Raw genomic sequence first — 21,571 nt, forward strand, 5'->3', positions numbered from 1 at the left:
GAAAGTGAGGATTAGACTTTGCTAGTAATTATTCGCGATCGCTTCAGGTTCTTTCGACAAAATCGACCAGAACCAACTATAATCCATGAACTACAAACAGATTTACTTGATGAATCTACCCTGAATTCAACTTACTTAATTTTGATTGTTGGTTCATGTGCCATTGCTACTTTTGGGTTACTCAGCAATAGCACTGCGGTGATTATCGGAGCTATGATTGTTGCACCTTTAATGTTACCAATTCGCGGGTTAGCTTTTGGCGCATTGGCGGGTAATGTTGATTTGTTTCGTAAAGGTTTAATTGCAGTCACAGTTGGAACTCTGTTGGCCATGGCGATCGCGTGCACTTTGGGTTCAATTGTTGGTATTTCCAACTTTGGTAGCGAAGTTTTAGCACGTTCTCAACCGACTTTGTTAGATTTAGGTATTGCAGTAGCTGCTGGTGCAATTAGTGGTTACGCCAAAGTGGAACCGAAGATATCTAGTACTTTAGCAGGAACGGCGATCGCTGTTGCACTAATGCCACCTGTTTGTGTGATTGGTTTGGGTTTATCTCAAGCAAACTGGGCACTTAGTCAGGGAGCAACTTTACTCTACCTGACAAATCTTTTGGGCATTACTCTTGCTTGTATGTTGACTTTTTTAGTTGTCGGTTATTCTCCATTAGGAAGAGCTAAAACACCTATTATTTTAACCCTAGTTTTTACAGGTGCATTGCTCATTCCTCTAACAGTCAGTTTTGGTAGATTAGTCCAACAAGCGCGGTTAGAAAACAGTGTCAAAAAAGCATTATTGAATCGAACTGTTACCTTTCAGCGCCTAAATTTAATTGAAAGCGACACTAACTGGTTAACTAATCCGCCTGAAGTACGATTAAGTGTGCGGGCAAAAGAACCTGTGACACCTAAACAAGTAAGATTGTTAGAAGAATTTTTGTCAAAAGAAATGGGACGACCATTTCGGTTAATATTTGAAGTTGGACAAGTTAAAGAAATTACAACAGATACCCCAGCTTCTGATGTCAACGAGAGTAATTGAGGCAGAATTCTTCTAGGTAAAATTTGTGGGATAGGAGAAGCGATGGACTACTGCAAGTCCGTGAAGTGTAAATAATAAAAGCTCAAAGCCAGATACAAATCCCTTTTTACTTGTAACTTAAGAATTGCTGTTGTAAATCCTTTCCTTCACCCAATTCCGAAAATTCCGCGTCATTCCCATCACCCCAATTCTTTGACTTTCCTCTAAAAATTGAGGAATTTTGATAAAAGAAAGAACTATCTTCTATAAATATAGGCTATTCTGAAAATCAGTAACCGCATTTGGTTGTCCATACAAATAGAGGAGAGAAGGTCGAAATTGTTAGTGCTAGAGTTGTTACAAAACTAAACTAACACTATGAAAATACCAACAATAAATCTATGAAAAGTGAACAAAAAAACTTGACTTACGAAATTGAAGTTAAACCAGGGGAAAAATTGAATCTCCCAGAATCATTACTGGAAAGTGTGGGTGCAGGACACTGGATCATAACTATCCAACAAAAAGCAAAAGAACCTGTAAATACCCGTAGCCATGATGCATTTTTGAAAGGCTACGCACCAGAAGACGAAGGACTATATGACGACTATCCAACCAGGTGAATTTTGGGTAGCAGACATTCTATTCACAAGCGGTGGCGGTTCTAAAAAGCGCCCAATACTCATATTGTGGTTAGATGGAGATGATGTTGTAGCAGCAGTCGTCACATCAGCCAAACCACGTACACAGACTGATGTACCTCTTAATGATTGGGCTGCAAGTGGTCTACGTGTTACTTCAACTGTGCGTCTATCTCGACTGGACTGTCTAGAAAAGTCTTTGTTGCTTGTGAAGATTGGGCAGATTTCCGAGTCCGATGCAAAGCAGTTGAAACAGGTATGGGATACGTATATTAAACCGCAATTTTAAATCATGAGGCAAGAGTGGCGTCAGAATTTCTAGCATGCCTCTGTCATAAGCAAGTTGGCAGGCTCGGTCTTCCCCCATTTGGGCTAGCATGGTTTCAAAGGTGTGCCAGCTGATGTTTCTTAAAACAACCCTTGATTCTGAGGGGATGCGTGTTGTTACCATTGCTTTATTGGGTATAGGCTTATATCATACAACATAACGTCATATCGAAATTTAAAATATTCAGAAAAAAGCATCCTCCCTAAGTAAGATTTCTGACAAAAAAAGAGTGAGATAAAATAAAATAAGTAGGATTCGGGGGACCATATTACTGGTCATAAATGCTTATCGAGACTATCTTTGGTAATCTCCAAGGTCTAAAGTCTAGTCAGCTGAAACAAATACAGCGACTGTATCACCAGCGCATATCAGGCGATCGCATCACAACGCCTGAATTTTCTCAGCGACTGGCAGCAATTAGCACTGAAATCAATCAGCCAGTGTGTGCTTACCTCAACCGTCGCGGACAAGTGATCCGCGTAGGAGTAGGTACACCGCGCCAAACGCAAATTCCACCTTTGGAATTACCCCGTTATGGCGCAGAACGATTGAGCGGTATTCGTTGCATCGCCACTCACCTAAAGCCAGAACCGCCTAATGAAGCGGCGCTGACTGCTATGGCATTGCAACGATTGGATGCCTTAGTGATGCTGAATATTACCGGAACAGGATTTCAACGACGCGGTGGCGGCGCGACGGGCTATGTCAAGGAAGCTTACTTAGCTCATTTGAAACCCCAAGACGCTCGCGCCCTGATCAGCAGCCCAACTATGGAAAAAGTTTCTCATCTTCCACCTGCAGGCGGGGAGAATAAAGAGGGTAAAGAACAAAACAACAACCTTCCATACACAAGTTGGAGCGTTTCGCCACCCATGAGTGTGGATATGCTGACAAATCAGGACTTGATGGAGTTGGTGGAAGGACTCGAAGCAGAGTTCCGGCGGGAATTTGTCGCCCAAGATGTAGACACCGACAATGATCGCGTCCTGATTGTTGGCGTTATGACTGATGATACGACTGCTCAACAATTCCAAGACACCTTGGAAGAATTGGCACGGTTGGTGGATACGGCTGGAGGAGAGGTGTTGCAGATGATGCGACAGAAGCGATCGCGCATTCATCCTCAAACAGTCGTTGGTGAAGGTAAAGTCCAAGAAATCGCCGTAGCTGCTCAAACCTTAGGAGTAAACCTCATCGTCTTCGACCGCGATCTCTCACCCACACAAGTTCGTAATTTAGAATTGCAAATTGGAGTTCGCGTAGTTGACCGCACCGAAGTGATTTTGGATATCTTCGCTCAACGCGCTCAATCTCGTGCTGGTAAATTGCAAGTTGAACTCGCACAGCTAGAATATATGCTACCACGACTGGCTGGTCGAGGTCAAGCAATGTCCAGGCTGGGGGGTGGTATTGGGACTCGTGGTCCTGGTGAAACCAAATTAGAAACAGAACGCCGTGCCATTGGGCGACGTATTTCCAGACTACAACAAGAAGTTAACCAACTACAAGCACATCGGGAACGGTTGCGCCAGCGGCGACAACATCAAGAAGTTCCCTCAGTGGCTATTGTTGGTTACACCAACGCTGGCAAATCTACGCTGCTAAATACTCTCACCAATGCAGAGGTTTACACAGCCGACCAATTATTTGCCACTCTTGACCCCACCACACGCCGCTTGGTTGTTCCCCACGGCGAAACGGATGAACCTCAAGAAATTCTGGTGACAGATACAGTAGGGTTTATTCACGAATTGCCCGCATCTTTAATGGATGCGTTCCGCGCCACCTTAGAGGAAGTCACAGAAGCTGATGCTTTGTTGCATTTGGTAGATTTGTCTCATCCAGCTTGGTTGAGTCATATTCGCTCTGTCAGAGAAATTCTGGCACAAATGCCCATCACTCCGGGTCCCGCGCTAGTTGTTTTTAACAAGATTGATGAAGTCGATACTAAAAATTTAGCATTAGCGCAGGAAGAGTTTCCTTTAGCGGTGTTTATTTCCGCGAGCGAGCGTTTAGGATTAGAAACCTTACGCCAACGTCTCGGTCAACTAGTTGAATATGCCGTTTCTTATCAGTAAATAAATTTTATTTTCGTCAACATAGGGGTGTGGGGTGTTAGTGCAGAATAAGCACAGCCTTACACCTTAATTCTTTAATATATAGCAGGGAACGCTTAACGCTTAACGCTTAACAGGGTTGAAAATCTCGTGATGTCCAGATTTTCTGATTAGTTCATGTCCTAATCTACCTGACAACGGCTATAGATTGCTATATTGCACCCAATTGAAAACTGCTATAGCGCGATCGCCCTACAGAGCGCGTATCGCGCAGCGTCTCGTAGAGAAGCTATCGCTCATCGCCGTAGTACGTTTTTCAATGTTGACATACATATCATATCAAATCCGGGTAAATGCACATGGTATAAAAAACCCATAAGCATTATAAATTAAGGGTGAAGGTTTGTGGGAACTGCGTGCAATCAACAGGATTTGATATCACTTCTGAAAAATCTAAATTTAATGCTGTAACAATACACAATAACCACTATGATGACTAGTGAAATAGGAAGCAAAACGATGAGCAACACAAACACATGGTGGATCTATGCATTATTGTCAGCTTGTTTTGCCGCATTAACAACCATATTTGCCAAAGTTGGGGTTGAAAATGTAAACTCCAACCTGGCAACAGCAATCCGAACTGTTGTCATTTTAGTAGTTGCTTGGGGAATTGTATTTGCTCAAGGCAGTATGGTTAATCTTTCAGAAATTCCCCCAAAAACTATGTTTTTTCTATTATGTTCTGGGGCTGCTACTGGCTTATCCTGGATTTTTTATTTCAAGGCTTTACAAGAAGGAAAAGCCTCGCTTGTTGCACCAATTGATAAATCTAGTTTGGTATTAGTTTTATTGTTTTCCGTACTTTTTCTTCATGAACCGTTAAGTTGGAAAATTCTTTTAGGAACTTTCTTAATAGCTATAGGAACTTTGGTCTTAATCTTTTAATAATATTATTGAGGGATACTCTAATTAAATCTTTCGAGCACAAACTCATTGCGATAACGAGACAGACTACCAAATGTGATGGCAAAGCGCGTTAGTGTCAAGATCCAAGTTTTCCCGTGAGATATTTTACTCATTTTTTAAAGCTGATTATTCTCAAGAGTACTGAGCTAGTCTGAACCGAAACTTGTTCATGGGTTACTGTGGTCTAGTGCCCATTCAACACTTTACGAAACACAATCTTATCAGCGCCCGCCGTGTAGAAGTCCCGGATGCAAGCCTCCTCCTCGTAGCCGCACTTCGCGTAGAACGCCCGTGTGCGATCGAAGCTCGCTAACGTTTCCACCAGTAGCATTCGCCCACCCCGCGCCTTCAAAGTTTCTTCAACGTAGCACAGCAGTTTCCCACCGCGTCCTTGTCCCTGGCGGTCGGGGCGAATGGCGATCAATTGTAGGTTCCACGTCTGATCGGTCATCCGTTCAGGCTCACAGTAGGCGACCCCCACCGGCCCGTCTTCGTCATCGTCGTCGGTGATCCAGAAGGGATCGCTGTCGGTGTTGCCGCCGAGGTAGTCAGCCAGCATTTTGGCGAGATCCTCGAGCTCGTTCGGCTGGAAACCGATTGTGTTGGCTACGGCAATCAGCGCCGCTGCATCTTCGGGTTTTGTAGGTCGGATCATGGAGAACTTCAGTGTATGCTTAACGAGAGTTTTCAGACCATCTTGCATGATTTTACAAGGATCTCGGCTCAACACCTATAGCGCTTCTCGTTGGAATCAAGTACAGATTTATCTGCGTGTATCTGCACGGCAGGTGCTTCTCCCAAGGGGAGACGCAATCATGCGAACAAGCCGGGGAACCCGTCCAACACACTACCTCGTCCATCTGCTCTTATTAGAGTTCTCCCGTTGTCAAAGGTGTCACCGGCTGCACCGTAGGTAACCGTTCTTGAAGTTCTGCAAGCCTAACATTCGGCAGATGAGGTAACACAAGCTTGGCAAAATAGTGAGACTCCTCAATCAGGGGATAGCCAGAAAAAATGAATGCTCGAATTCCCATATCCAAGTAACGATGCAGTCGTTCAAGTATTTGAGATGGATTTCCCACGAGTGCTCCTCCACACCCAGAACGCGCTCGTCCTATTCCCATCCATAAGTTCCCCTCAATATAGTCATCTTCGTCAGCAACTGTTCGCAGGGCATCTTGTTTCAAGACGCCTACGGAGCGAGAATCTTGTGTACGAGATTTCAACTGTACACCGCGAGCTGCATCGAGTTCTGATATCAAAGTTTTTGCCCAGAAACGAGCTTCTTCCTCGGTTTCGCGTACAATTACATGAATACGGAGTCCAAAATCGATACTTCGTCCATAAGCAGCAGCCCTGTTGGAAAGGTCTTGCATACTTTCAAACAGTCCTTCTTCAGTATCGGGCCACATCAGAAAAACATCGCAGTATTGAGCACACACATCGCGAGAACCTGGTGATATTCCGCCGAAGTAAAGCAGTGGTCCGCCATGTTGCTGATACGGTTTGACTGGGTAACTTGGTAGGCTAAAGCGATAAATCTCCCCTGAATGGTCTATTTTTTCTTGCGTCCACGCCTGTTGCAGAATTTGGATCACTTCTTTACACCGTTGATAGCGATACTCAGCGTCTTCAACAAGTCCGGGGAGTTCGGAATTAATGATATTTACAGTCAGTCGTCCTTGTAACAGATGGTCTAACGTCGAAAGATGACGTGCGAGCATGGGAGGGTGAATCTCGCCTGTGCGTATTGCGGTGAGTAAACTGATTTGCTGGAGTTGGGATGCGATCGCCGCCGCAAAAGGTAACACTTCCTGACCCAACATATAGCTTGTGGGCAGTAAAATATTCTTGTAGCCTAAGGAATCAGCTGTGAGCACAATATCACGGCAATGTTCGTAGTTGCTGCGCCGAGAGGGGTCAAGCTTTCCTAAACGATCAGTGTCACCCCCGCATAAATCGGCAAACCAACCCACCTCAGATACCCTCTGATGCGTCCTAATAGTCGAAAGCCGAGGTACATCGCCTTTAAACATCTTTTCTTTCTCCTAAATAACTCTGTAAGTTGTACTCGACTTTAGTCATTTTTGGATCAGACGGCTGATTGCCAGCAAAACTACAGAAAAACGAGGTAATAATAACTTATCAGTAATTATCCCGACCGTATAAAGAATAATATTGTAGCGCTATGAAAAATTTTACCAGTCTGCTGATATCGATAGTTATAGCTTCATGGGTGATGGGAGTAGCCATCCTCTCAGTACAAAACGCTCAACCAGTCTCTTTGAAATTTCTAACCTTCCAGTCGATTCAAATTCCAGTAGGTTTAGTGCTAGCTTTTTGTGCTGTTGTAGGGATGGTTGGTGTAGCATTGCTGCAACCCTTGTGGGGTGTTGCTGGTTCTGAGCGAAGGAATTTTAGATCAGAAGATGAAAACGAATTCTTCGCCGATGAGGAGTTTTGAGGACGAGACTTCTTCCAAAAGTCAATTTTGTTAAATATGAATCATCCTGCTAAACCCAATCTCAACTGGCGTTGAGATATTTTCGTTCTAAGTTGCAGGCAACATTGTTACCCGACTTTCCATGCCTTTACCATTCCAAACAATGATCTGCTGTTGGGCAAAATCTACATCTTTGACACGTAAATTTAGTCCTTGTGTTAACCGCAACCCAGTAGCATACAAAAATTTCACAACTAAAAGCTTAATTTTGAGTTGATGCGGCTACATTAGTCATGATATTCAGAAATTGCCCGTATAATAACTAGTTACTCCACTTTCTCTGTGGATGCTATGGTAATATTCTTCATCATAAGGATTACATATGCGGAAACGGGATCTACTGCGCCATATCCCTGGGTTCTCGAAAGTGGTCAAGCTCGTTGAGAACCTTGAGAGTGAAAACCGGCAACTGAAAAGCTGCATCCATCAGCTCGCTTTCACAACCGAAGTCCCTCTCGTCGAGACCGAGAGAGGGAGATTGATAGAAGCGGAGGACCTACCAGTTCCGAGCAGTGTCCTGAGGTATCTGGTAGCAGGTACAGAAGACGTCGAGTGGTTCCTCCACTCGGGCAAACTCGGTGCCCAGACTCTCGTTGAGATACTGGCTACACAAGGCAAGACCCTCGACGAGTTCAAGAGGATCTTAGATTTCGGGTGCGGCTGCGGTCGAGTCCTGCGTCACCTCAGAGGTCTGTCCGGCGCTGAGATCTATGGCGCTGATAGCAACCCCACAGCGATCCATTGGTGCGAAAAATACTTAGACTTTGCTCGCTTCAACGTCAACTCACTGGAACCACCCCTCCCTTATCCAGATGGTATGTTCGACCTCATTTATGCGTTCTCAGTCTTGACGCATCTAACAGAGCCATTACAAGTCAGGTGGATGAATGAGTTCCATCGCATCCTGACCCCTGAGGGTTGTTTAATCCTCAGTGTCCATGGCGACAAGTCTGTGGCGGGGATGCTTGCAGGCGATCGCCTAAAGTACCAAAAAGGGACCTTGGTGGTATGTGACCAAGATTTCATTGGCACGAACTATTGCAGTGCCTATCACCCGGAAGCCTATGTCCGTAGCGTTCTGGCTCAGGGTTTCGACGTGGTCGATTTCATCCCAGAAGGAGCCAAGGGGAATCCGCCCCAGGATGTCTACTTACTGAAGCCACACATGTAGGTTCGGGAGTCACTCACGTCAATTCGTGTAGATTTTTCAGATCTGGAACAAAATCTTCTGGTGTCCCGGGACGAAGTGAAGCCTTACTGGTGTAAGATTCCTCACCAACCTTAACGGTGATGCCAACTTTTTCTAACTTGTAAGTCAGCATCAGGGTAAACTTAGCGTGTGGTACTTGGGTAAAGTTTTGGTTGTTTCTCTTACCAAGATTAACAGAGGTTTTCCACTGTTTATTTTTACCTATATTTACAACGGTGCAACCGTTTTTTACCATTTGTCAACTATCATTTTTGTTGACTGGTGTAAATAGCTATCAACAAAATTATTGCGGTTAAGAACAATATTTTGGATACGCCTAGAAGTTCTCACAACCTAAGGCAAGAAACCTTTAAACTTTGCCAGTTGCTTGTTGTATAACTGGTTAGCAGCCTTTAATGGTTTACCTTAACTGCTATTGGTTGTATCGTCGGCTCATTAAAAACAATCGTTGCAAGATTGTCTAACCCTATATCAATAGACGCAGCTAATTCTGGATTAAGGCTACAGAAAAATTCCTCCTTGTCAGGAATTTCGTATACAATTTCTATGACGAAACATCCAGAAGTTGGAACTATCCGCACTTCACACCAGTCGTTAAATTTTAAACCAGGTTTTACAGGAATTCTGATTGGAGAGATTGAAGGAACAAGGTCAATGTCAACAAACATTACTTGGGGTGAGTTGAGGCAAAGCAGACCGTAACTATTCCTTGTAATATGTGCTAGTGGTTCTCCATTCAGGAGAAACGATGTTAATGTTGGCTCTGTTAACGCTTCATAACCGTGATCCAGATATCCCCATTCTTCAGGTGTCTTTCCCACTCTAAGTTGCGCTAAATGCCACCGTTCCCGATTTGACAAGTACTTAGGTTTTTTATCAGATTTAAGGTATCGCAGCACTTGGCGCTTTGCTTTAATATAATGTTCTTCAGAAGGAAGGATAGGAGGCGATCGCTTAATCGAAAAACCAGTATTTAACAAATTATCTGTCCTAAACTAGGAGATTGACTATTTATCTGTCAAATCCCAGAAATCGAAAAAATACAGTATTTGGTGAAAGTTAACAAATTAAAGGTCACTTAACATGTCTATACATAACTTTGACACTTAATTTATTAACAATCACAGGAAATCAGTTAATGTACAAAACTTAAAGGCGACACCCGGATTTGAACCGGGGGATAAAGGTTTTGCAGACCTCTGCCTTACCACTTGGCTATGTCGCCGCTTGTGCAGTTACTTGCACTTGACAAATTGCACTACTTTTTATATGAGCTTTTGAATAGCTATATGCATTCAGTGCTAATCCATTATAGTTTAACTCATGACCAATTACAACCTTTGCTGTGAAAGTTAGAGTCAGCGTGAATTTGGCAGCAACTAGCATATCACAGGAATGTCCAAGTGCTAAGTTCCAAGTGATTGGATGTCGTTCCAAACTCAAAACTCAACACTAACCTTTATTCAAAGGTGCTTTTGCACTCACTCAGGAGTTAGCACTCTCCGACTCAGGAGTGAGTTTCACTTCATCTGCAAAATTAGCCCGACGGAAAAAGTAAAATGGTCCAGCGATCGACCCCCAAGCATGCTCATCGGTTTCTATATCGCGTCCTCGGTCAAGGCTAATCAATTTTTCTTCATTGACTTCAAATTCATTGTCAAGATAAGTCTTTTTATTATTGCGAAACACGATACAACCTTTTCCCGGCTCTACCTTGCCTTTGAAGCTGTGACCCGTCCACTCTACAATCATGTTGCAGCCTGGCATTATTTCCACATCGTCGGCGCTGAGAGTTTTCAAGCGCTCAAGGTTACGGGATGCACCGTAGAACCGTTGTTCTTCTTTGACAGTATAGTTTTCCAAAATAATATGGTTTTCTGCGTTTATGAAGTTCAACACCCGCAAACGATAGGGGTCATTGATCATGTAATCATAAGCTTGTTCAAGAAACAAACTCAGGCCTGATGATAACCCCAAAAACACAGGACGCATACAAACACGGATGTGGGCATAAAAAGGCGGGTTTTCTATAGCTTGTTCTTGATTGCTAAAATCTGCTGCCATCCAACGGGCTAACGTGGCAATATCAGTAGAATGAGTCATTATACCAATCTTGAATTCCAGATTTTGAATTGGGTCAACCAAGCTACTTGGTACTGAAAGCTACCAGTGTGTAGCTGGATAAATATAAATTGTATTAGAAAGTATTGTATAGCTTGTAGTTGACTGTTTTCTCAGGAGAATTTTTTTGCTGACTCTCGTCAGGTAGAGGAAGATTGCAAATTTTGAGAGAAGTCTGATCGCTGGCTTACGGCGATCAGAACTTAAGTGGTTTTGAGTTTTGAATTTTGAATTTTGAATTTTGAATTTTGAATTGTTAACTCCCTTGTCCCTTTGTGATCCGACGAAAAGGTAAAATGTCCATGCTACGACGCTTAAGTGTTACCATTACTGCGACTGCTACATTCTGTCTGTTTTGCAATTCGCTAACATTAGCAGCGAGCACAAAGCCTCAACAGCCAGATAAATTTCCCCCGAATCCGCTAGAGATTACCACACCTGACCCACTACTACCACGTTCACCAAAAGATAAGCAGCCGCTGACTTTGCAAGAAAGTCAAAATTTGGAGGCGGCGCTAGATAAGCTCAATCAGCAAGCTACAGCGGCACTACAAGCAGCAGACAAGATAACAGCATTCGATATCTGGAATCGAGAGTTGCGCTTGCGTCGCTTTTTGGGTTCATTAGCTGAGGTGCAAGCACTGTCGCGAGTCGGTGAAATTGCTTGGAGAGAAAACAATCGCCAAGAAGTGCAGTACATCACGCAGCGATTGCAAGCTATTCAAAAACAGGGGCAATCCCAAAAAACAAAATCCCAAAACACGATCGCCCAAAACACAATAGAAAACACGATAGATCTACAACTGTTGCGAGCCATAGGTCAAGCTTATCAACAAGTGCGATCGCCTAGAGAGGCGCTGCAAGTTTATGACCAAGTTTTGACAGCCGTGCGACAGCAAGGAGATACTGTAGCAGAAGTAGACACCCTAAAGACGATTGGAGAATTACATTTAAGTTGGTTTGATTACGTATCAGCAGCAGCGACTTATGAGAAATTGCTTACTTTTGGTGACTCTAAAAACGATTCTGCCAACGAAATATCATACTTACAACAACTTGCTTACATTTACAAGCAATTAAAACAACCAGAGCAATCAATAAAGATACGTAATAAGCTAGCAGAAATCTACCAACGCCAAAACAACCCTGTGGAGTTAGCAACATTAAAGCAATCTATTGGCTTAGACTACGAATCTTTGGCACGAGAAAATCCCAGCTTCCTACAAGAAGCTTTCAAAAATTACAAAGAAGCGTATACCATAGCTTGGCAATCACAGCAATATATTCGTGCTAGTGAAGTTTTGCAAAAGTTAATTCCACTGTATCGTTCTCAAGGACAAGTAGAAGAGGCTTTGCAAGCCAGCCAAATTCTTGTACAAGCACAGGAGCAAGCCGTCAACTTTTACGGTTTAATGAGTGCTTATGACCAAATTGGGCAAATTCATTTGCAACGCAAAGACTATCCACAAGCATTAACAGCTTTTCAAAAAGGTCTTGCGATCGCACAACAATTAAACTCTGACCAAACATACTTCACCCAGCAAATTCAAAAAATATCTGGGCAAACTTCGCGGTAGAGAGGGCTTGTGTGTACACACATCTCGCTCAAAACCTCACCCTCGCTTTTTGCGTAGCAAAAATCTTTCCCTCTCCGAATTCGCGGAGAGGGATGCCCGATAGGGCAGGGTGAGGTTCCGTTGCCGTCTCGTACTCCTATAGCTGTTTACGTACTCCAACAAGCTCATAAAGTTTATTCTCAAACTTCTCCATACAGGCAGACCAATCAAATTCAAGTATAGAGAAGCGAGCGTGTTGAGACATTTCTTCTTTGAGTTCAGGGTTTTGAAGAATTGAAATCACCTTGTCAGCAAAATCAGTTGAGTTATTTGGTTGGGCTAACAAGCCGTTAAAACCGGGTTTGATTTGCTCTGAGGTTGAGGGTGCAATAGCAGCGACAACAGGAGTACCAGAAGCCAATGCTTCGTTATTTGATGTGCAGAAGTTTTCAGTGAGTGAGGGATTGACAAAAACATCTGCACGAGCATACCAGCCTAAAAGTTCTGTTCCGTGGGACTCGCCCCATACAGTCACACCTGATTTAAACTCTTCAGCACGCTTGCGGATTTCTGCATCATAAGGACCACTTCCAATAATGACCAAATGGACATCAGGAATTTTGGCAGCGATGAGTGGATATGCGTCTATAAGTTGGGTAACATTCTTTTCTGCGGTAATGCGTCCGACAAAAAGAAGGGTTGGTCGGTTATCGTTGGGGATAGGGTTATAACAGATGTTTGCTGGATTAAATTTTTGACAATCAACTCCTTGGTAAGGGAGATATTCACTACGTTGAGATTTCATTTCTTGGTACTTAGCAAGCTGTTCTCGGGAAGAAAAGAAATTGACATCATAAACTTCGCTGAACTGCTTAATCAAAAAGGGAATGATCGGACGAATCAAGCTGAAAAACTGATTTCCTAAGTAATATTCGATATAGGCAACAATATCTGTATGAAACAGAGATATTATTAGGGTACCTGTTTGCTTTGCGTATTCACTCCCAATCGGACGACCGTAACCTTGTAAATAAAGTGAGTAAAATCCTCTGATTTGTGCCGCTTCTTCAACGACTATAATATCAGGCTGGAACTTTTCTAATAACTTAGTATCACTCCAATGCCGATAGTGTAATGGTTGTGGAAGAGACTTGTAAAATATTAGCGGCTGTGTGGGAAATGCGTAATCAGAAAAATTAGGGAAAGCTTTTAACTCTTCTATCCCTGGCATGGGACGATTGCTCACAGATTTGGGATACTGGTCGTTGATTTGAGGGTGAATAAGAAAGACTTCATGTCCTTGCTGTAACAACCAACGAACCCGCTGGTGTACTGCTACAGAAACTCCTGTTAAAAAAGGAGCATACAAGCTTGTAAAAACCGCAATGCGAAGAGGTTCCTTGTTCATAATTTCTATGTATTTTTGTATTTTTGCAAAGCTAAAAACTGGTGTCCAACAGAAGTACACTTGTCAGCAATAGCCCAGATAAATTTAGGATTTACGCATTGCGAGAGATTATTAGTAAGCAGAAAATATTTTCTGTTTTTACTAACCCTGACTTGAAAATAGAACGGGCTGCGCCCTTGCACTCTACATCAACTCAGAACCCACCAACTCAGAACACAGAAAAAAGAAGATAAATTTTTATGTGTCCGGTGGTTTGCAGTTCATGATAGCTGCTATTTTTATTGTTTGAAAGTTAAAGTCTCATCATTAACTCTGGATATCTTCTTTCCAGCCCTTTTCAGAAATACCAATTTTCATTGATTATCTATTTTACTGATTGTGAGTCAATTCAATTTATGCTGTTGACTGCTATTTTATATTTTATTGCAAATATAACTGATGAATCTGCAACAAAATTATCAAATTCTAGTTTGTATAAAAACCTCACTAATGTTCCTCTGTTACAGAAATAAATAATTTGCTTGTTGTCAATGTAGTATTTTTTCAGTGATAGTCATACTAAAATGATATATAAAATATCCTAGAAATTAAGAAATTCTATGTTAGAGTGAATCTGGCTCATATCAACTAAAGATGACTGTTTATTGCTCCTTATTTTTAGCAAGTGTATATGTTTTAGAATGTTTGGTAAAATTCGTACACTAAGTGTTAAGAGGATAGATAAAGCAAAAGGTGACGACTCCACATACTCACTGCAACGAGCGTTAATGTAGGTTGGTGAAGAAATTTATAAGCACCGAAGAGCTTCTAAAAGAAGATAAAGGAAGCGACTATAGTGCTTCACTTACCTACCCAATTTCAAAAAGTGAACTAGCACTTTGAATACCATTACAAACTCATCAAAAGCTAAGTGAAAAGCTGGCAAAATTAGATATTTTCTGCGTATTTTGTACATCTTAGAAAGTACGCTTTTTTCCTTGTGTTCAAGTTGTATAGTTTTTTTGAAAAAGGCTTGAACAGTAAACGTAGTAAAACTAAGGAGACAAACGAATGCGTGTGTTTGTGACTGGTGGGTCGGGGTTTGTTGGTCGCAACCTAATAACCACTCTTGTGCAACAGGGAGTTGAAGTACAGGCGTTGGTAAAATGGGAGACTGAAATTGACATACTCAAGTCCTGTGGTGCTGTTCCAATCTTTGGAGATATTAATGATTTCGAGGTACTGAAGTCTGGGATGGAAGGATGTACAGTTGTCTTTCATGCAGCGGCAAAGGTAGATGACTGGGGAGTTTTAGAAGAGTTCCAGAAAGTTAATATAGATGGAACACAACAAGTCATTGCTGCAGCAAGGGAAACAGGTGTATCACGCCTTGTCTATGTGAGTAGCGAAGCTGTATTGATTGGAGGAAAAGCAATCATTAATGCTGATGAAACTCGACTTCGTCCTGTAAAACCATTAGGTCCTTATCCACTGACTAAAGCGATCGCAGAAACAAAGGTCATTGAAGCAAACTCACCTGAACTCACAACAGTGGTGGTTCGTCCGCGTTTTGTGTGGGGAAAAGGAGACACCACATTGTTACCACGCTTTGTTAAAGCTATGCGCAATGGAGAGTTTGCCTGGATTTCCGGAGGTCGCTATCTGACTTCTACCTGTCACGTAAAAAACTTGTGTGAAGGGCTGATTTGTGTGGCAGAACGAGGAAAGGGTGGTGAAATTTACTTCATTACTGATGGTTCGCCTGTGGAATTTCGAAGCTTTATTACAGAGTATGCACGTACTCAAGGAGTTGAACCAGGTACACTCAGCATACCACGTTGGTTAGCCTGGACATTAGCATGGAGTTTAGAGAGGGCTTGGGAGTTGTTAAAGCTTAAAGGTTCACCTTCAATCACCCGAACAGCGTTGTCTATGATCGGCTCCCAAGTCACAGTAGATGATAGCAAAGCACGACGGGAACTGGGTTATACACCAGTGATTTCACGACAAGAGGGATTGTTAGAGATGGTATAGAAACAAGTTGTAAGAAATATGAGCTGATGTCATATAGACACCTTACTATTATCAGCTCGATTTGAAACCTGATAAGGGCGATATTCAACTAGGCGGATGTTCCAAGGACTTTTGATTCGATAAGTCACGCCACGCCAGTTGACTTTTCGCATCCCTAGGGATGATACCATCGCTAACCCATAAACCCACTGTGTCAAAGGAATCGCTATTAGCATTTTCACTACTGTTAGAGCTGACAATTTTGTCATCGGCTCACCATGTTTGCGAATCACTTGCTGTACCCCTTGCTCCAATGTCAACATCATTAGGAGTAATCCCACCGTATAAATGCTAAAGCAGCCAAACGACAAACCTGCAATATTCCATTCTCCGCTCAACAACGCCACCAGAAACAACACTATGACGAGAGTAGGCATCAGTATGCTGGAAACAACGTCACTAACTACAGCCAACCACAAAGGGTGATAAAGCCGAGCCGACAGTAGTTGGCGCATTAGCGAGTATCTTAAGCTCGGTAATTCGCACTCTTCCCGATTGAGCATTATTAGAGAAGGCACAAACTTGACTTGCATCCCATGTTTTTCCAAGACCTTGCGGATCATGGTATCTTCGTTGAAGGCTTGCCCCCACTTATCTAGCAGTTCTGTTTGGTGAAGTAGTTCTGTTTTCACAGCCAAAGTACCACCCCAAGGAATTCGGAACAAGTACATTTGCACCACTGTAGATACATTGCCTACGTACCGCACCAAAGACCCCCAATATCTACCTGTCGGCAGGTACCAACGGTTACCCGTTGTCGCCCCGACTTTGGGATGGGCTAGAGGGCTGACTAATTCACGCAACCAATTGGGATGGACGACTGTATCAGCATCTACTAGGGCAACGACTTTGTAGGAATCGTCCAACTCCGAGACAGCTTGTATTAGGGAACTGCATTTGAGACTGCAACTTTGGCGCGCTATCCTCAAAGGACTGATTTGGACGTTGGTCGCTTTTTGCTCACGGATGGTATCAGTAGCAATTTTCCAAGCCGGATCTTCGTGACTATCAACGATCAGCTTTAAATCATATTGTGGGTAGTTCTGGTTCAGTAGCGATCGCAAGCAATGAGTCAGAAACGGATCAGCTCCGCGTAAACAGAGAATAACCGCAGTTTTGGGCAATTGCTCGTCTGGTAATGAGTTTTTCTGGGATAAGCGCAGGTACAACAAAAAAACAACCGTAAAACATACCTGAATAGCCAACCAGCCCAGTAAAGACTTAGACAGGAATATCGCCAACTCTTTCATAATTCGGTGTAGTTTTTTATTCAGTGAACAGTTATCAGTAAACAGTTAACAGCGTTAGCTTCAAATCACTGATAACTGTTCAGTGGAATTTGATGTTTTATGGGTCGAGCGAATATTTCATGACTATATTGATGGTTGTATTTTGTTTCAGCAGAAAACTCGCATCGCGAAACTTTGGTGTACCCGTTGCTATTGATACAGTAGGATTTTCGGAAATACCAAATCCTTCTTTTGGAATACCGAAAAAGTCTTTGTTTAGTTTGTGGTCTCCATTTTCGTCATCAACAACGGCGACAGCATAAGTTCCTGGCTTCAAGCCTGAGAACTGCTTCTTCACAGAACTTCCTGTTATCTTAGTGCAGCCACTTTGTACTTCACTGGTATTACTATCAGGAAATCCTTTTTCACCGGAGTATACTCTTAGGCAAACTTGACCGTTTTTGTGATGTAGCCCATTAACTACGACAGTGAGTGTTGCAGTGGATTCTGCATTCACTGTTCTAATTAAACTGATGCTTGCTACGATAGCGAGAAAGAAAGTGTTGGCTTTAAATATTCTAAGCATAATTTTCAATAAGTTCTTTTACCTTTGTCTTGAGAAGTAATGTGTAGAGACGTAGCATTTATGTGCTCTACATTGCTTGGTAACAGTTTTGGTTTCAGCACTAACTGTATTGCGGTATAAATAGCTTCTGTCTGTAATATCAAGCCTGTATATCGCCAGTTACAGACTTGATATTAGAATGGAATTAAGTTAATTTCCAAAAAAGCTTGCCTGTTCTTGTATTGATTTTCTTTGCAAACGTTTAGAGAACACTTGAGCCGCTAGAAGCAGGTCTTTTATCAAAAGATATTCTGTTCCTTTTAGCTTTTTTAGCAAACTTACATGGCAACATATTCGCTCATGGTAATTGAGTGGAACATACCATATGGAGAGCAAATACTCCCAAAAGATTCTCCAATGTGGAAACAGAATTTTCCCTTTTTTAGAGGAATCAAACCACACTGTATAGGCATAGAAATCAGGCAGCATACTCAATGAGTATTGCGGATTATTGTTAGTAAACGACAAATAATCTGGAAAATACAGACTCAATGATTGTTGTGAATGGCTTCTAGCAAAGAATAGGTATTCAGGAATTTCATAAAACCGTCCAAGCAGACCAAGTCTTAACAAGAAAATGGCGTCAGCAGCACCATGACTACCTATAGGTGGTGCCTTTCTGAGGGCGCTTGCGCGTATCACCCCGTAAGTTTGGTAAGAGAGGTAATTACTAAGAAGCTCATGAAAACGCTTGTGTGGCTTTGGTGAATCTGTCTGGAGTTGAATATCGTAGTTTTGTAGGAATTTACCGTGTTCGTCAATGAAATAAATTTTGGAATGACACAAGATAAGGGTAGGATCTTGGTCAAGTACCTCAATGCACTTCATCAAAAAATCTGGAGCATGCAGATCATCATGGGCAGCCCATTTGAAGTACTCACCTGAAGACAATTCAAACACACGATTAAAATTACAGGCGCCGCCGATATTCTTTTCGTTACGGTAGTAATGAATGCGTTTATCTTTAACAGCGTATGCTCTACAAATTTCCTCAGTCTTATCTGTAGATGCATTATCTGAGATAATTAGCTCAAAATCTTCAAATGTTTGAGCCAAAAGTGAATCTATGGCTTCTTTTAAAAATTTCTCGCCATTGTATACAGGCAGTCCAATGCTCAATCTTGGCTGGTTATTGGTCATAAAAAAAGGATGCAGAGATTCCGTGAGATATGAGAGTTGTTGCTTAACAAGAAGTTTATGGAGAAACTTCTTGTTGTTTGGAGTCTGGAGTAAAAAGTAAAGTATTGCCCGACAACTTTATTGAACAAATTTTTGAAGGTCTGTTTTTTTAAGCCATTCCTGTGTCAGCCGCATACCCTCTTTCAAATCAATTGTTGGTTGATAATTTAACCGGTTTTGTGCTTTCGCAATTGAATACGCGTAAGGGCGAGTCATAAAATCTACAACTTCTGGTAGAAGATCGGCTTCTTTGCGAAAAAGTTTTTGTCCTTGATAGCGCAACTTGAGAAATAATTTCAGTTCATCTTTTGGTAAAGAAAAGGGTGCGGCTAAACCTGCTACCTCTGCTAAGTGTGTAAAATATTCTTTCCAAGTTGTTTCTTGCCCATCAGTGACGTTGAAGATTTCCCCGTATGCTTCTTTTTCGATAGCAAGAAAGATAGCATCAATCAGGTTATCAACGTACACATGATTAATGACTCCTCGACCATCATTAGCATATGCAAATAATTTTTGCTTCATCATCATAAGTGGTCGAATTGTCCAGGGAATACTCCCAGGTCCGTAAACATCTCCTGGTCTAATAATAATGATGCCAAAATTGCCAGGATCGTTCAGTTCTAGAAGTGCTTTTTCAGCTTCTATTTTTGTTTGACAGTAAGGATTATCTTCACCACGTAATGGTCCATCTTCTGTGATGCGGTCAGGATAGTTAAAACCGTAAACTAAAACGCTTGAGAGATGAACAAAAGTTTTCACTCCAGCATTTTTAGCAGCTTTAGCTATGTTAACTGTTCCCTCAACATTTCTCTCACGAAATTTATCGAGTGAACCACCTTCTTTAGCCAGTTCATCTGTGTGTAAAACTATGTCTACTCCAAGACATGCCTTTTGAGCAGCAGTCGGATCAGTGACACTGCCATAAATCACCTTAGCACCCAAGTTTTGTGCTTTTTTATTCTTATCTGAAGAATCTTGTAATCCACAAACCTTCATCCCTTGTGCCATAGCTAGTTCAGTAGCACGCAAGCCAATAAATCCGCTAATTCCAGTGATGAGGAGAGTTTTGTTGTTCAGGTTCATAGAGGATAAAAGATAGAGGATTGTAATGAAAAACTGGAGTCCTTTTTAAGCACTAATCTTTCGTCATTAGCAGCCACCGCGTTACGTTCTGTTGGAGGATTCCCCCTCGTGGAGTGCAAGTGGCATTCATTTATATTGACAAACGAAAAATAACTAATGACTAATAGACCTCTTCAAAAATCATTTTTAGTGCAAGCGCGGTAAAGGTTTCATAGCGATTTTTGGAGAAGTCTAATGCTAAAAAATCTCTGCTGGATCTGTAGAGCGAAGCTTGTTAACAGCTAGTGATCCAGAAATGATACACATTAATATTGTTGACATGAAGACGATGATTGCATTGTTCACAGACATCATTATTGGTAATTTAGTGACTTGCATCGCAAAATTATATAAACCTAAAGAAAATATAAATCCAGGTATATAAGCTAAAACTGCCAATATGATAGCCTGCTGAAAGACAACGTTAAATAGATAATTGTTTGCGTAGCCTATAGCTTTTAAAGTTGCATAAGCAATTAATTGATTGGCAATATTACTGTAAAGAATTTGATAAACAATAACGATACCAACGACTGAAGCCATTGATAACATGAGATTCAGGATAAAACCAATTGGTGTTCTGTTAGCCCAATATTCTTTTTCAAAGTCAATAAATTCTTGACGAGTAAAAACCAAGATATCATTAGCTAAGTTACCTTGTAACTCTCGCTGAATATTTTGTGGATTAACACCAGGCTTAAGGGTTATTGCACCTATATCTATCATTTCTGATGGACGGCTATTTTGAAATATTCTCAAGAAGCTAGAGTCACTGACAATTAAATTTCCATCTACCCCAAACGAGGAACCTAAGCTGAACAAGCCACCCACTCTCACTCTATAACCAGATAATGAGTTAAACGGAAAAATCTCAATAAATTGTTCTGTCTTTTCTTTTTCAAATCTTTCAGCAATATTTCCAAATTCTGGTCGAGAATTACGGTCAAAAAGCACAACATCAGGGATTTGAATTTTATCTAAATTTGCCTCAATTTCTGGAAGATCCATAACAGGCTTTCCTGGTTCAAAGCCAATAACATATATTGAGTATTTTTGACCGTTAACAGGATTTTTCAATTTCGCAAATCCTATATACATAGGACTGACAGACTCGACTCCATTAAACCCCAAAGCTTGATACAAGCGAGTCCGGAAAAAGCTTTGATTTGCTGTTAATGCTTTGTATTGAGAACTGACTAAAAATAAATCACCTTGGAGATGTCGATGCACTTGGGTTGCGCTGGTATAAAGAGCATCTTGGAAACCAAGTTGGATAAACATCAAAATTACAATAAAACCAATACCGGCGACAGCCACAAGAGAACGAAATTTGTTTCGGACAAGTTGCAGCCATGCCAAAGGAATTTTAACAGCCATGATTCCAGCCTTTAATACAGTTCTCAGTTATAGGACTCATATTTGATTTTTGCGAAGCTAGGTACACTTTCTGTTAAGCGTTCCCTGTTAAGCGTTCCCTGTTCCCTACCTCCACGAGTCAATTCACCAAATCAAACCAGATTCCTATATCAGTTATCAGTTAGCAATAATCAGTTC

General features: G+C 41.8%; 22 protein-coding genes and 1 tRNA gene. 9 read left to right on the plus strand and 14 right to left on the minus strand.

Features of this window, described 5'->3' with window-relative positions:
* Positions 1–18 precede the first annotated feature (18 nt).
* The 5 genes from DP114_RS08755 to DP114_RS08775 all read left to right on the plus strand — a co-directional run bounded on the left by DP114_RS08755 (position 19) and on the right by DP114_RS08775 (position 4,991).
* A complete protein-coding gene (locus tag DP114_RS08755) occupies positions 19–1,038 on the plus strand; it encodes a DUF389 domain-containing protein (RefSeq protein WP_169264206.1) in 1,020 nt (339 codons plus the stop codon).
* A gap of 380 nt (positions 1,039–1,418) precedes the next feature.
* The gene (locus tag DP114_RS08760; protein WP_169264205.1) at positions 1,419–1,640 is read left to right on the plus strand and encodes a hypothetical protein; all 222 of its coding nucleotides are present in this window, start codon (positions 1,419–1,421) and stop codon (positions 1,638–1,640) included.
* Complete coding sequence (locus DP114_RS08765; protein ID WP_169264204.1) at positions 1,618–1,947, plus strand: type II toxin-antitoxin system PemK/MazF family toxin; 330 nt, start codon at positions 1,618–1,620, stop codon at positions 1,945–1,947. The genes DP114_RS08760 and DP114_RS08765 overlap by 23 nt, the downstream gene beginning before the upstream one ends.
* Positions 1,948–2,267: 320 nt before the next feature.
* Positions 2,268–4,064: a GTPase HflX gene (gene hflX, locus DP114_RS08770; RefSeq protein ID WP_169264203.1), complete on the plus strand. Its 1,797-nt coding sequence runs from the start codon at positions 2,268–2,270 to the stop codon at positions 4,062–4,064.
* Between the two features lie 468 nt (positions 4,065–4,532).
* Positions 4,533–4,991, plus strand: coding sequence for an EamA family transporter (locus DP114_RS08775; protein ID WP_246163089.1), 459 nt, complete (start codon positions 4,533–4,535; stop codon positions 4,989–4,991).
* Between the two features lie 205 nt (positions 4,992–5,196).
* On the opposite strand, the gene DP114_RS08780 is transcribed toward DP114_RS08775, so the two are convergent.
* Positions 5,197–5,667, minus strand: coding sequence for a GNAT family N-acetyltransferase (locus DP114_RS08780; RefSeq protein ID WP_169264239.1), 471 nt, complete (start codon positions 5,665–5,667; stop codon positions 5,197–5,199).
* A 214-nt stretch (positions 5,668–5,881) separates the two neighbouring features.
* Positions 5,882–7,048, minus strand: a complete 1,167-nt coding sequence (locus DP114_RS08785; protein ID WP_171975911.1) for an LLM class flavin-dependent oxidoreductase — start codon at positions 7,046–7,048, stop codon at positions 5,882–5,884.
* A gap of 152 nt (positions 7,049–7,200) precedes the next feature.
* Between DP114_RS08785 and DP114_RS08790 the strand changes: the two genes are divergently transcribed.
* Positions 7,201–7,476 carry a lipopolysaccharide assembly protein LapA domain-containing protein gene (locus DP114_RS08790; protein WP_171975912.1) on the plus strand — a complete coding sequence of 92 codons (276 nt, stop codon included), beginning with the start codon at positions 7,201–7,203 and terminating at the stop codon, positions 7,474–7,476.
* Positions 7,477–7,563: 87 nt separating this feature from the next.
* Here DP114_RS08790 and DP114_RS08795 read toward each other — a convergent pair whose 3' ends face one another.
* On the minus strand, positions 7,564–7,707 hold the full coding sequence (locus DP114_RS08795; protein WP_211178359.1) for a tyrosine-type recombinase/integrase: 144 nt from the start codon (positions 7,705–7,707) through the stop codon (positions 7,564–7,566).
* A 130-nt stretch (positions 7,708–7,837) separates the two neighbouring features.
* On the opposite strand from DP114_RS08795, the gene DP114_RS08800 reads away from it, so the two are divergent.
* Positions 7,838–8,686: a class I SAM-dependent methyltransferase gene (locus tag DP114_RS08800; protein ID WP_169264200.1), complete on the plus strand. Its 849-nt coding sequence runs from the start codon at positions 7,838–7,840 to the stop codon at positions 8,684–8,686.
* A 13-nt stretch (positions 8,687–8,699) separates the two neighbouring features.
* On the opposite strand, the gene DP114_RS34810 is transcribed toward DP114_RS08800, so the two are convergent.
* From DP114_RS34810 to DP114_RS08820, 5 genes are all read right to left on the minus strand, one after another.
* Positions 8,700–8,960 carry an IS200/IS605 family accessory protein TnpB-related protein gene (locus DP114_RS34810; protein ID WP_246163090.1) on the minus strand — a complete coding sequence of 87 codons (261 nt, stop codon included), beginning with the start codon at positions 8,958–8,960 and terminating at the stop codon, positions 8,700–8,702.
* A gap of 157 nt (positions 8,961–9,117) precedes the next feature.
* Positions 9,118–9,705 carry a hypothetical protein gene (locus DP114_RS34815; protein ID WP_246163091.1) on the minus strand — a complete coding sequence of 196 codons (588 nt, stop codon included), beginning with the start codon at positions 9,703–9,705 and terminating at the stop codon, positions 9,118–9,120.
* Between the two features lie 173 nt (positions 9,706–9,878).
* A tRNA-Cys gene (locus DP114_RS08810) sits at positions 9,879–9,950 on the minus strand.
* The gene (locus DP114_RS08815) at positions 9,941–10,162 is read right to left on the minus strand and encodes a hypothetical protein (RefSeq protein WP_171975913.1); all 222 of its coding nucleotides are present in this window, start codon (positions 10,160–10,162) and stop codon (positions 9,941–9,943) included. The genes DP114_RS08810 and DP114_RS08815 overlap by 10 nt, the downstream gene beginning before the upstream one ends.
* 48 nt (positions 10,163–10,210) lie before the next feature.
* The gene (locus DP114_RS08820; protein ID WP_171975914.1) at positions 10,211–10,828 is read right to left on the minus strand and encodes a chromophore lyase CpcT/CpeT; all 618 of its coding nucleotides are present in this window, start codon (positions 10,826–10,828) and stop codon (positions 10,211–10,213) included.
* 320 nt (positions 10,829–11,148) lie between these two features.
* Here DP114_RS08820 and DP114_RS08825 point away from each other — a divergent pair, with 320 nt between their 5' ends.
* Positions 11,149–12,423, plus strand: a complete 1,275-nt coding sequence (locus tag DP114_RS08825; RefSeq protein ID WP_171975915.1) for a tetratricopeptide repeat protein — start codon at positions 11,149–11,151, stop codon at positions 12,421–12,423.
* Positions 12,424–12,559: 136 nt separating this feature from the next.
* On the opposite strand, the gene DP114_RS08830 is transcribed toward DP114_RS08825, so the two are convergent.
* A complete protein-coding gene (locus tag DP114_RS08830) occupies positions 12,560–13,810 on the minus strand; it encodes a glycosyltransferase family 4 protein (protein WP_171975916.1) in 1,251 nt (416 codons plus the stop codon).
* A gap of 1,050 nt (positions 13,811–14,860) precedes the next feature.
* Between DP114_RS08830 and DP114_RS08835 the strand changes: the two genes are divergently transcribed.
* Positions 14,861–15,823: an NAD-dependent epimerase/dehydratase family protein gene (locus DP114_RS08835; protein WP_171975917.1), complete on the plus strand. Its 963-nt coding sequence runs from the start codon at positions 14,861–14,863 to the stop codon at positions 15,821–15,823.
* 29 nt (positions 15,824–15,852) lie between these two features.
* Here the strand turns inward: DP114_RS08835 and DP114_RS08840 are convergent, their stop codons facing one another.
* From DP114_RS08840 to devC, 5 genes are all read right to left on the minus strand, one after another.
* A complete protein-coding gene (locus DP114_RS08840) occupies positions 15,853–17,112 on the minus strand; it encodes a glycosyltransferase family 2 protein (protein ID WP_171975918.1) in 1,260 nt (419 codons plus the stop codon).
* Positions 17,113–17,209: 97 nt separating this feature from the next.
* Entirely contained in the window at positions 17,210–17,677 is a 468-nt protein-coding gene (locus tag DP114_RS08845) for a DUF2141 domain-containing protein (RefSeq protein WP_169264195.1), read from the minus strand.
* 189 nt (positions 17,678–17,866) lie between these two features.
* Positions 17,867–18,856 carry a glycosyltransferase family 2 protein gene (locus DP114_RS08850; RefSeq protein WP_171975919.1) on the minus strand — a complete coding sequence of 330 codons (990 nt, stop codon included), beginning with the start codon at positions 18,854–18,856 and terminating at the stop codon, positions 17,867–17,869.
* A 117-nt stretch (positions 18,857–18,973) separates the two neighbouring features.
* Positions 18,974–19,978, minus strand: coding sequence for an NAD-dependent epimerase/dehydratase family protein (locus DP114_RS08855; RefSeq protein ID WP_169264193.1), 1,005 nt, complete (start codon positions 19,976–19,978; stop codon positions 18,974–18,976).
* Positions 19,979–20,215: 237 nt separating this feature from the next.
* Positions 20,216–21,394: an ABC transporter permease DevC gene (gene devC, locus DP114_RS08860; protein ID WP_169264192.1), complete on the minus strand. Its 1,179-nt coding sequence runs from the start codon at positions 21,392–21,394 to the stop codon at positions 20,216–20,218.
* Positions 21,395–21,571 lie beyond the last annotated feature (177 nt).

It is taken from the genome of Brasilonema sennae CENA114, assembly GCF_006968745.1.
In the GTDB taxonomy this organism is placed as follows: Bacteria; Cyanobacteriota; Cyanobacteriia; order Cyanobacteriales; family Nostocaceae; genus Brasilonema; species Brasilonema sennae.

Bases quoted from the DNA above. Each gene is read 5' to 3' on its own strand.
- DP114_RS08760 (WP_169264205.1), top strand. From the start codon at position 1,419: ATGAAAAGTGAACAAAAAAACTTGACTTACGAAATTGAAGTTAAACCA.
- DP114_RS08780 (WP_169264239.1), bottom strand. From the start codon at position 5,667: ATGATCCGACCTACAAAACCCGAAGATGCAGCGGCGCTGATTGCCGTA.
- DP114_RS08850 (WP_171975919.1), bottom strand. From the start codon at position 18,856: ATGACCAATAACCAGCCAAGATTGAGCATTGGACTGCCTGTATACAAT.
- DP114_RS08840 (WP_171975918.1), bottom strand. From the start codon at position 17,112: ATGAAAGAGTTGGCGATATTCCTGTCTAAGTCTTTACTGGGCTGGTTG.
- devC (WP_169264192.1), bottom strand. From the start codon at position 21,394: ATGGCTGTTAAAATTCCTTTGGCATGGCTGCAACTTGTCCGAAACAAA.
- DP114_RS08800 (WP_169264200.1), top strand. From the start codon at position 7,838: ATGCGGAAACGGGATCTACTGCGCCATATCCCTGGGTTCTCGAAAGTG.
- DP114_RS08855 (WP_169264193.1), bottom strand. From the start codon at position 19,978: ATGAACCTGAACAACAAAACTCTCCTCATCACTGGAATTAGCGGATTT.
- DP114_RS08785 (WP_171975911.1), bottom strand. From the start codon at position 7,048: ATGTTTAAAGGCGATGTACCTCGGCTTTCGACTATTAGGACGCATCAG.
- DP114_RS08790 (WP_171975912.1), top strand. From the start codon at position 7,201: ATGAAAAATTTTACCAGTCTGCTGATATCGATAGTTATAGCTTCATGG.
- DP114_RS08825 (WP_171975915.1), top strand. From the start codon at position 11,149: ATGCTACGACGCTTAAGTGTTACCATTACTGCGACTGCTACATTCTGT.
- DP114_RS08765 (WP_169264204.1), top strand. From the start codon at position 1,618: ATGACGACTATCCAACCAGGTGAATTTTGGGTAGCAGACATTCTATTC.
- DP114_RS08775 (WP_246163089.1), top strand. From the start codon at position 4,533: ATGATGACTAGTGAAATAGGAAGCAAAACGATGAGCAACACAAACACA.
- DP114_RS08830 (WP_171975916.1), bottom strand. From the start codon at position 13,810: ATGAACAAGGAACCTCTTCGCATTGCGGTTTTTACAAGCTTGTATGCT.
- hflX (WP_169264203.1), top strand. From the start codon at position 2,268: ATGCTTATCGAGACTATCTTTGGTAATCTCCAAGGTCTAAAGTCTAGT.
- DP114_RS08845 (WP_169264195.1), bottom strand. From the start codon at position 17,677: ATGCTTAGAATATTTAAAGCCAACACTTTCTTTCTCGCTATCGTAGCA.
- DP114_RS34810 (WP_246163090.1), bottom strand. From the start codon at position 8,960: ATGGTAAAAAACGGTTGCACCGTTGTAAATATAGGTAAAAATAAACAG.
- DP114_RS08835 (WP_171975917.1), top strand. From the start codon at position 14,861: ATGCGTGTGTTTGTGACTGGTGGGTCGGGGTTTGTTGGTCGCAACCTA.
- DP114_RS08820 (WP_171975914.1), bottom strand. From the start codon at position 10,828: ATGACTCATTCTACTGATATTGCCACGTTAGCCCGTTGGATGGCAGCA.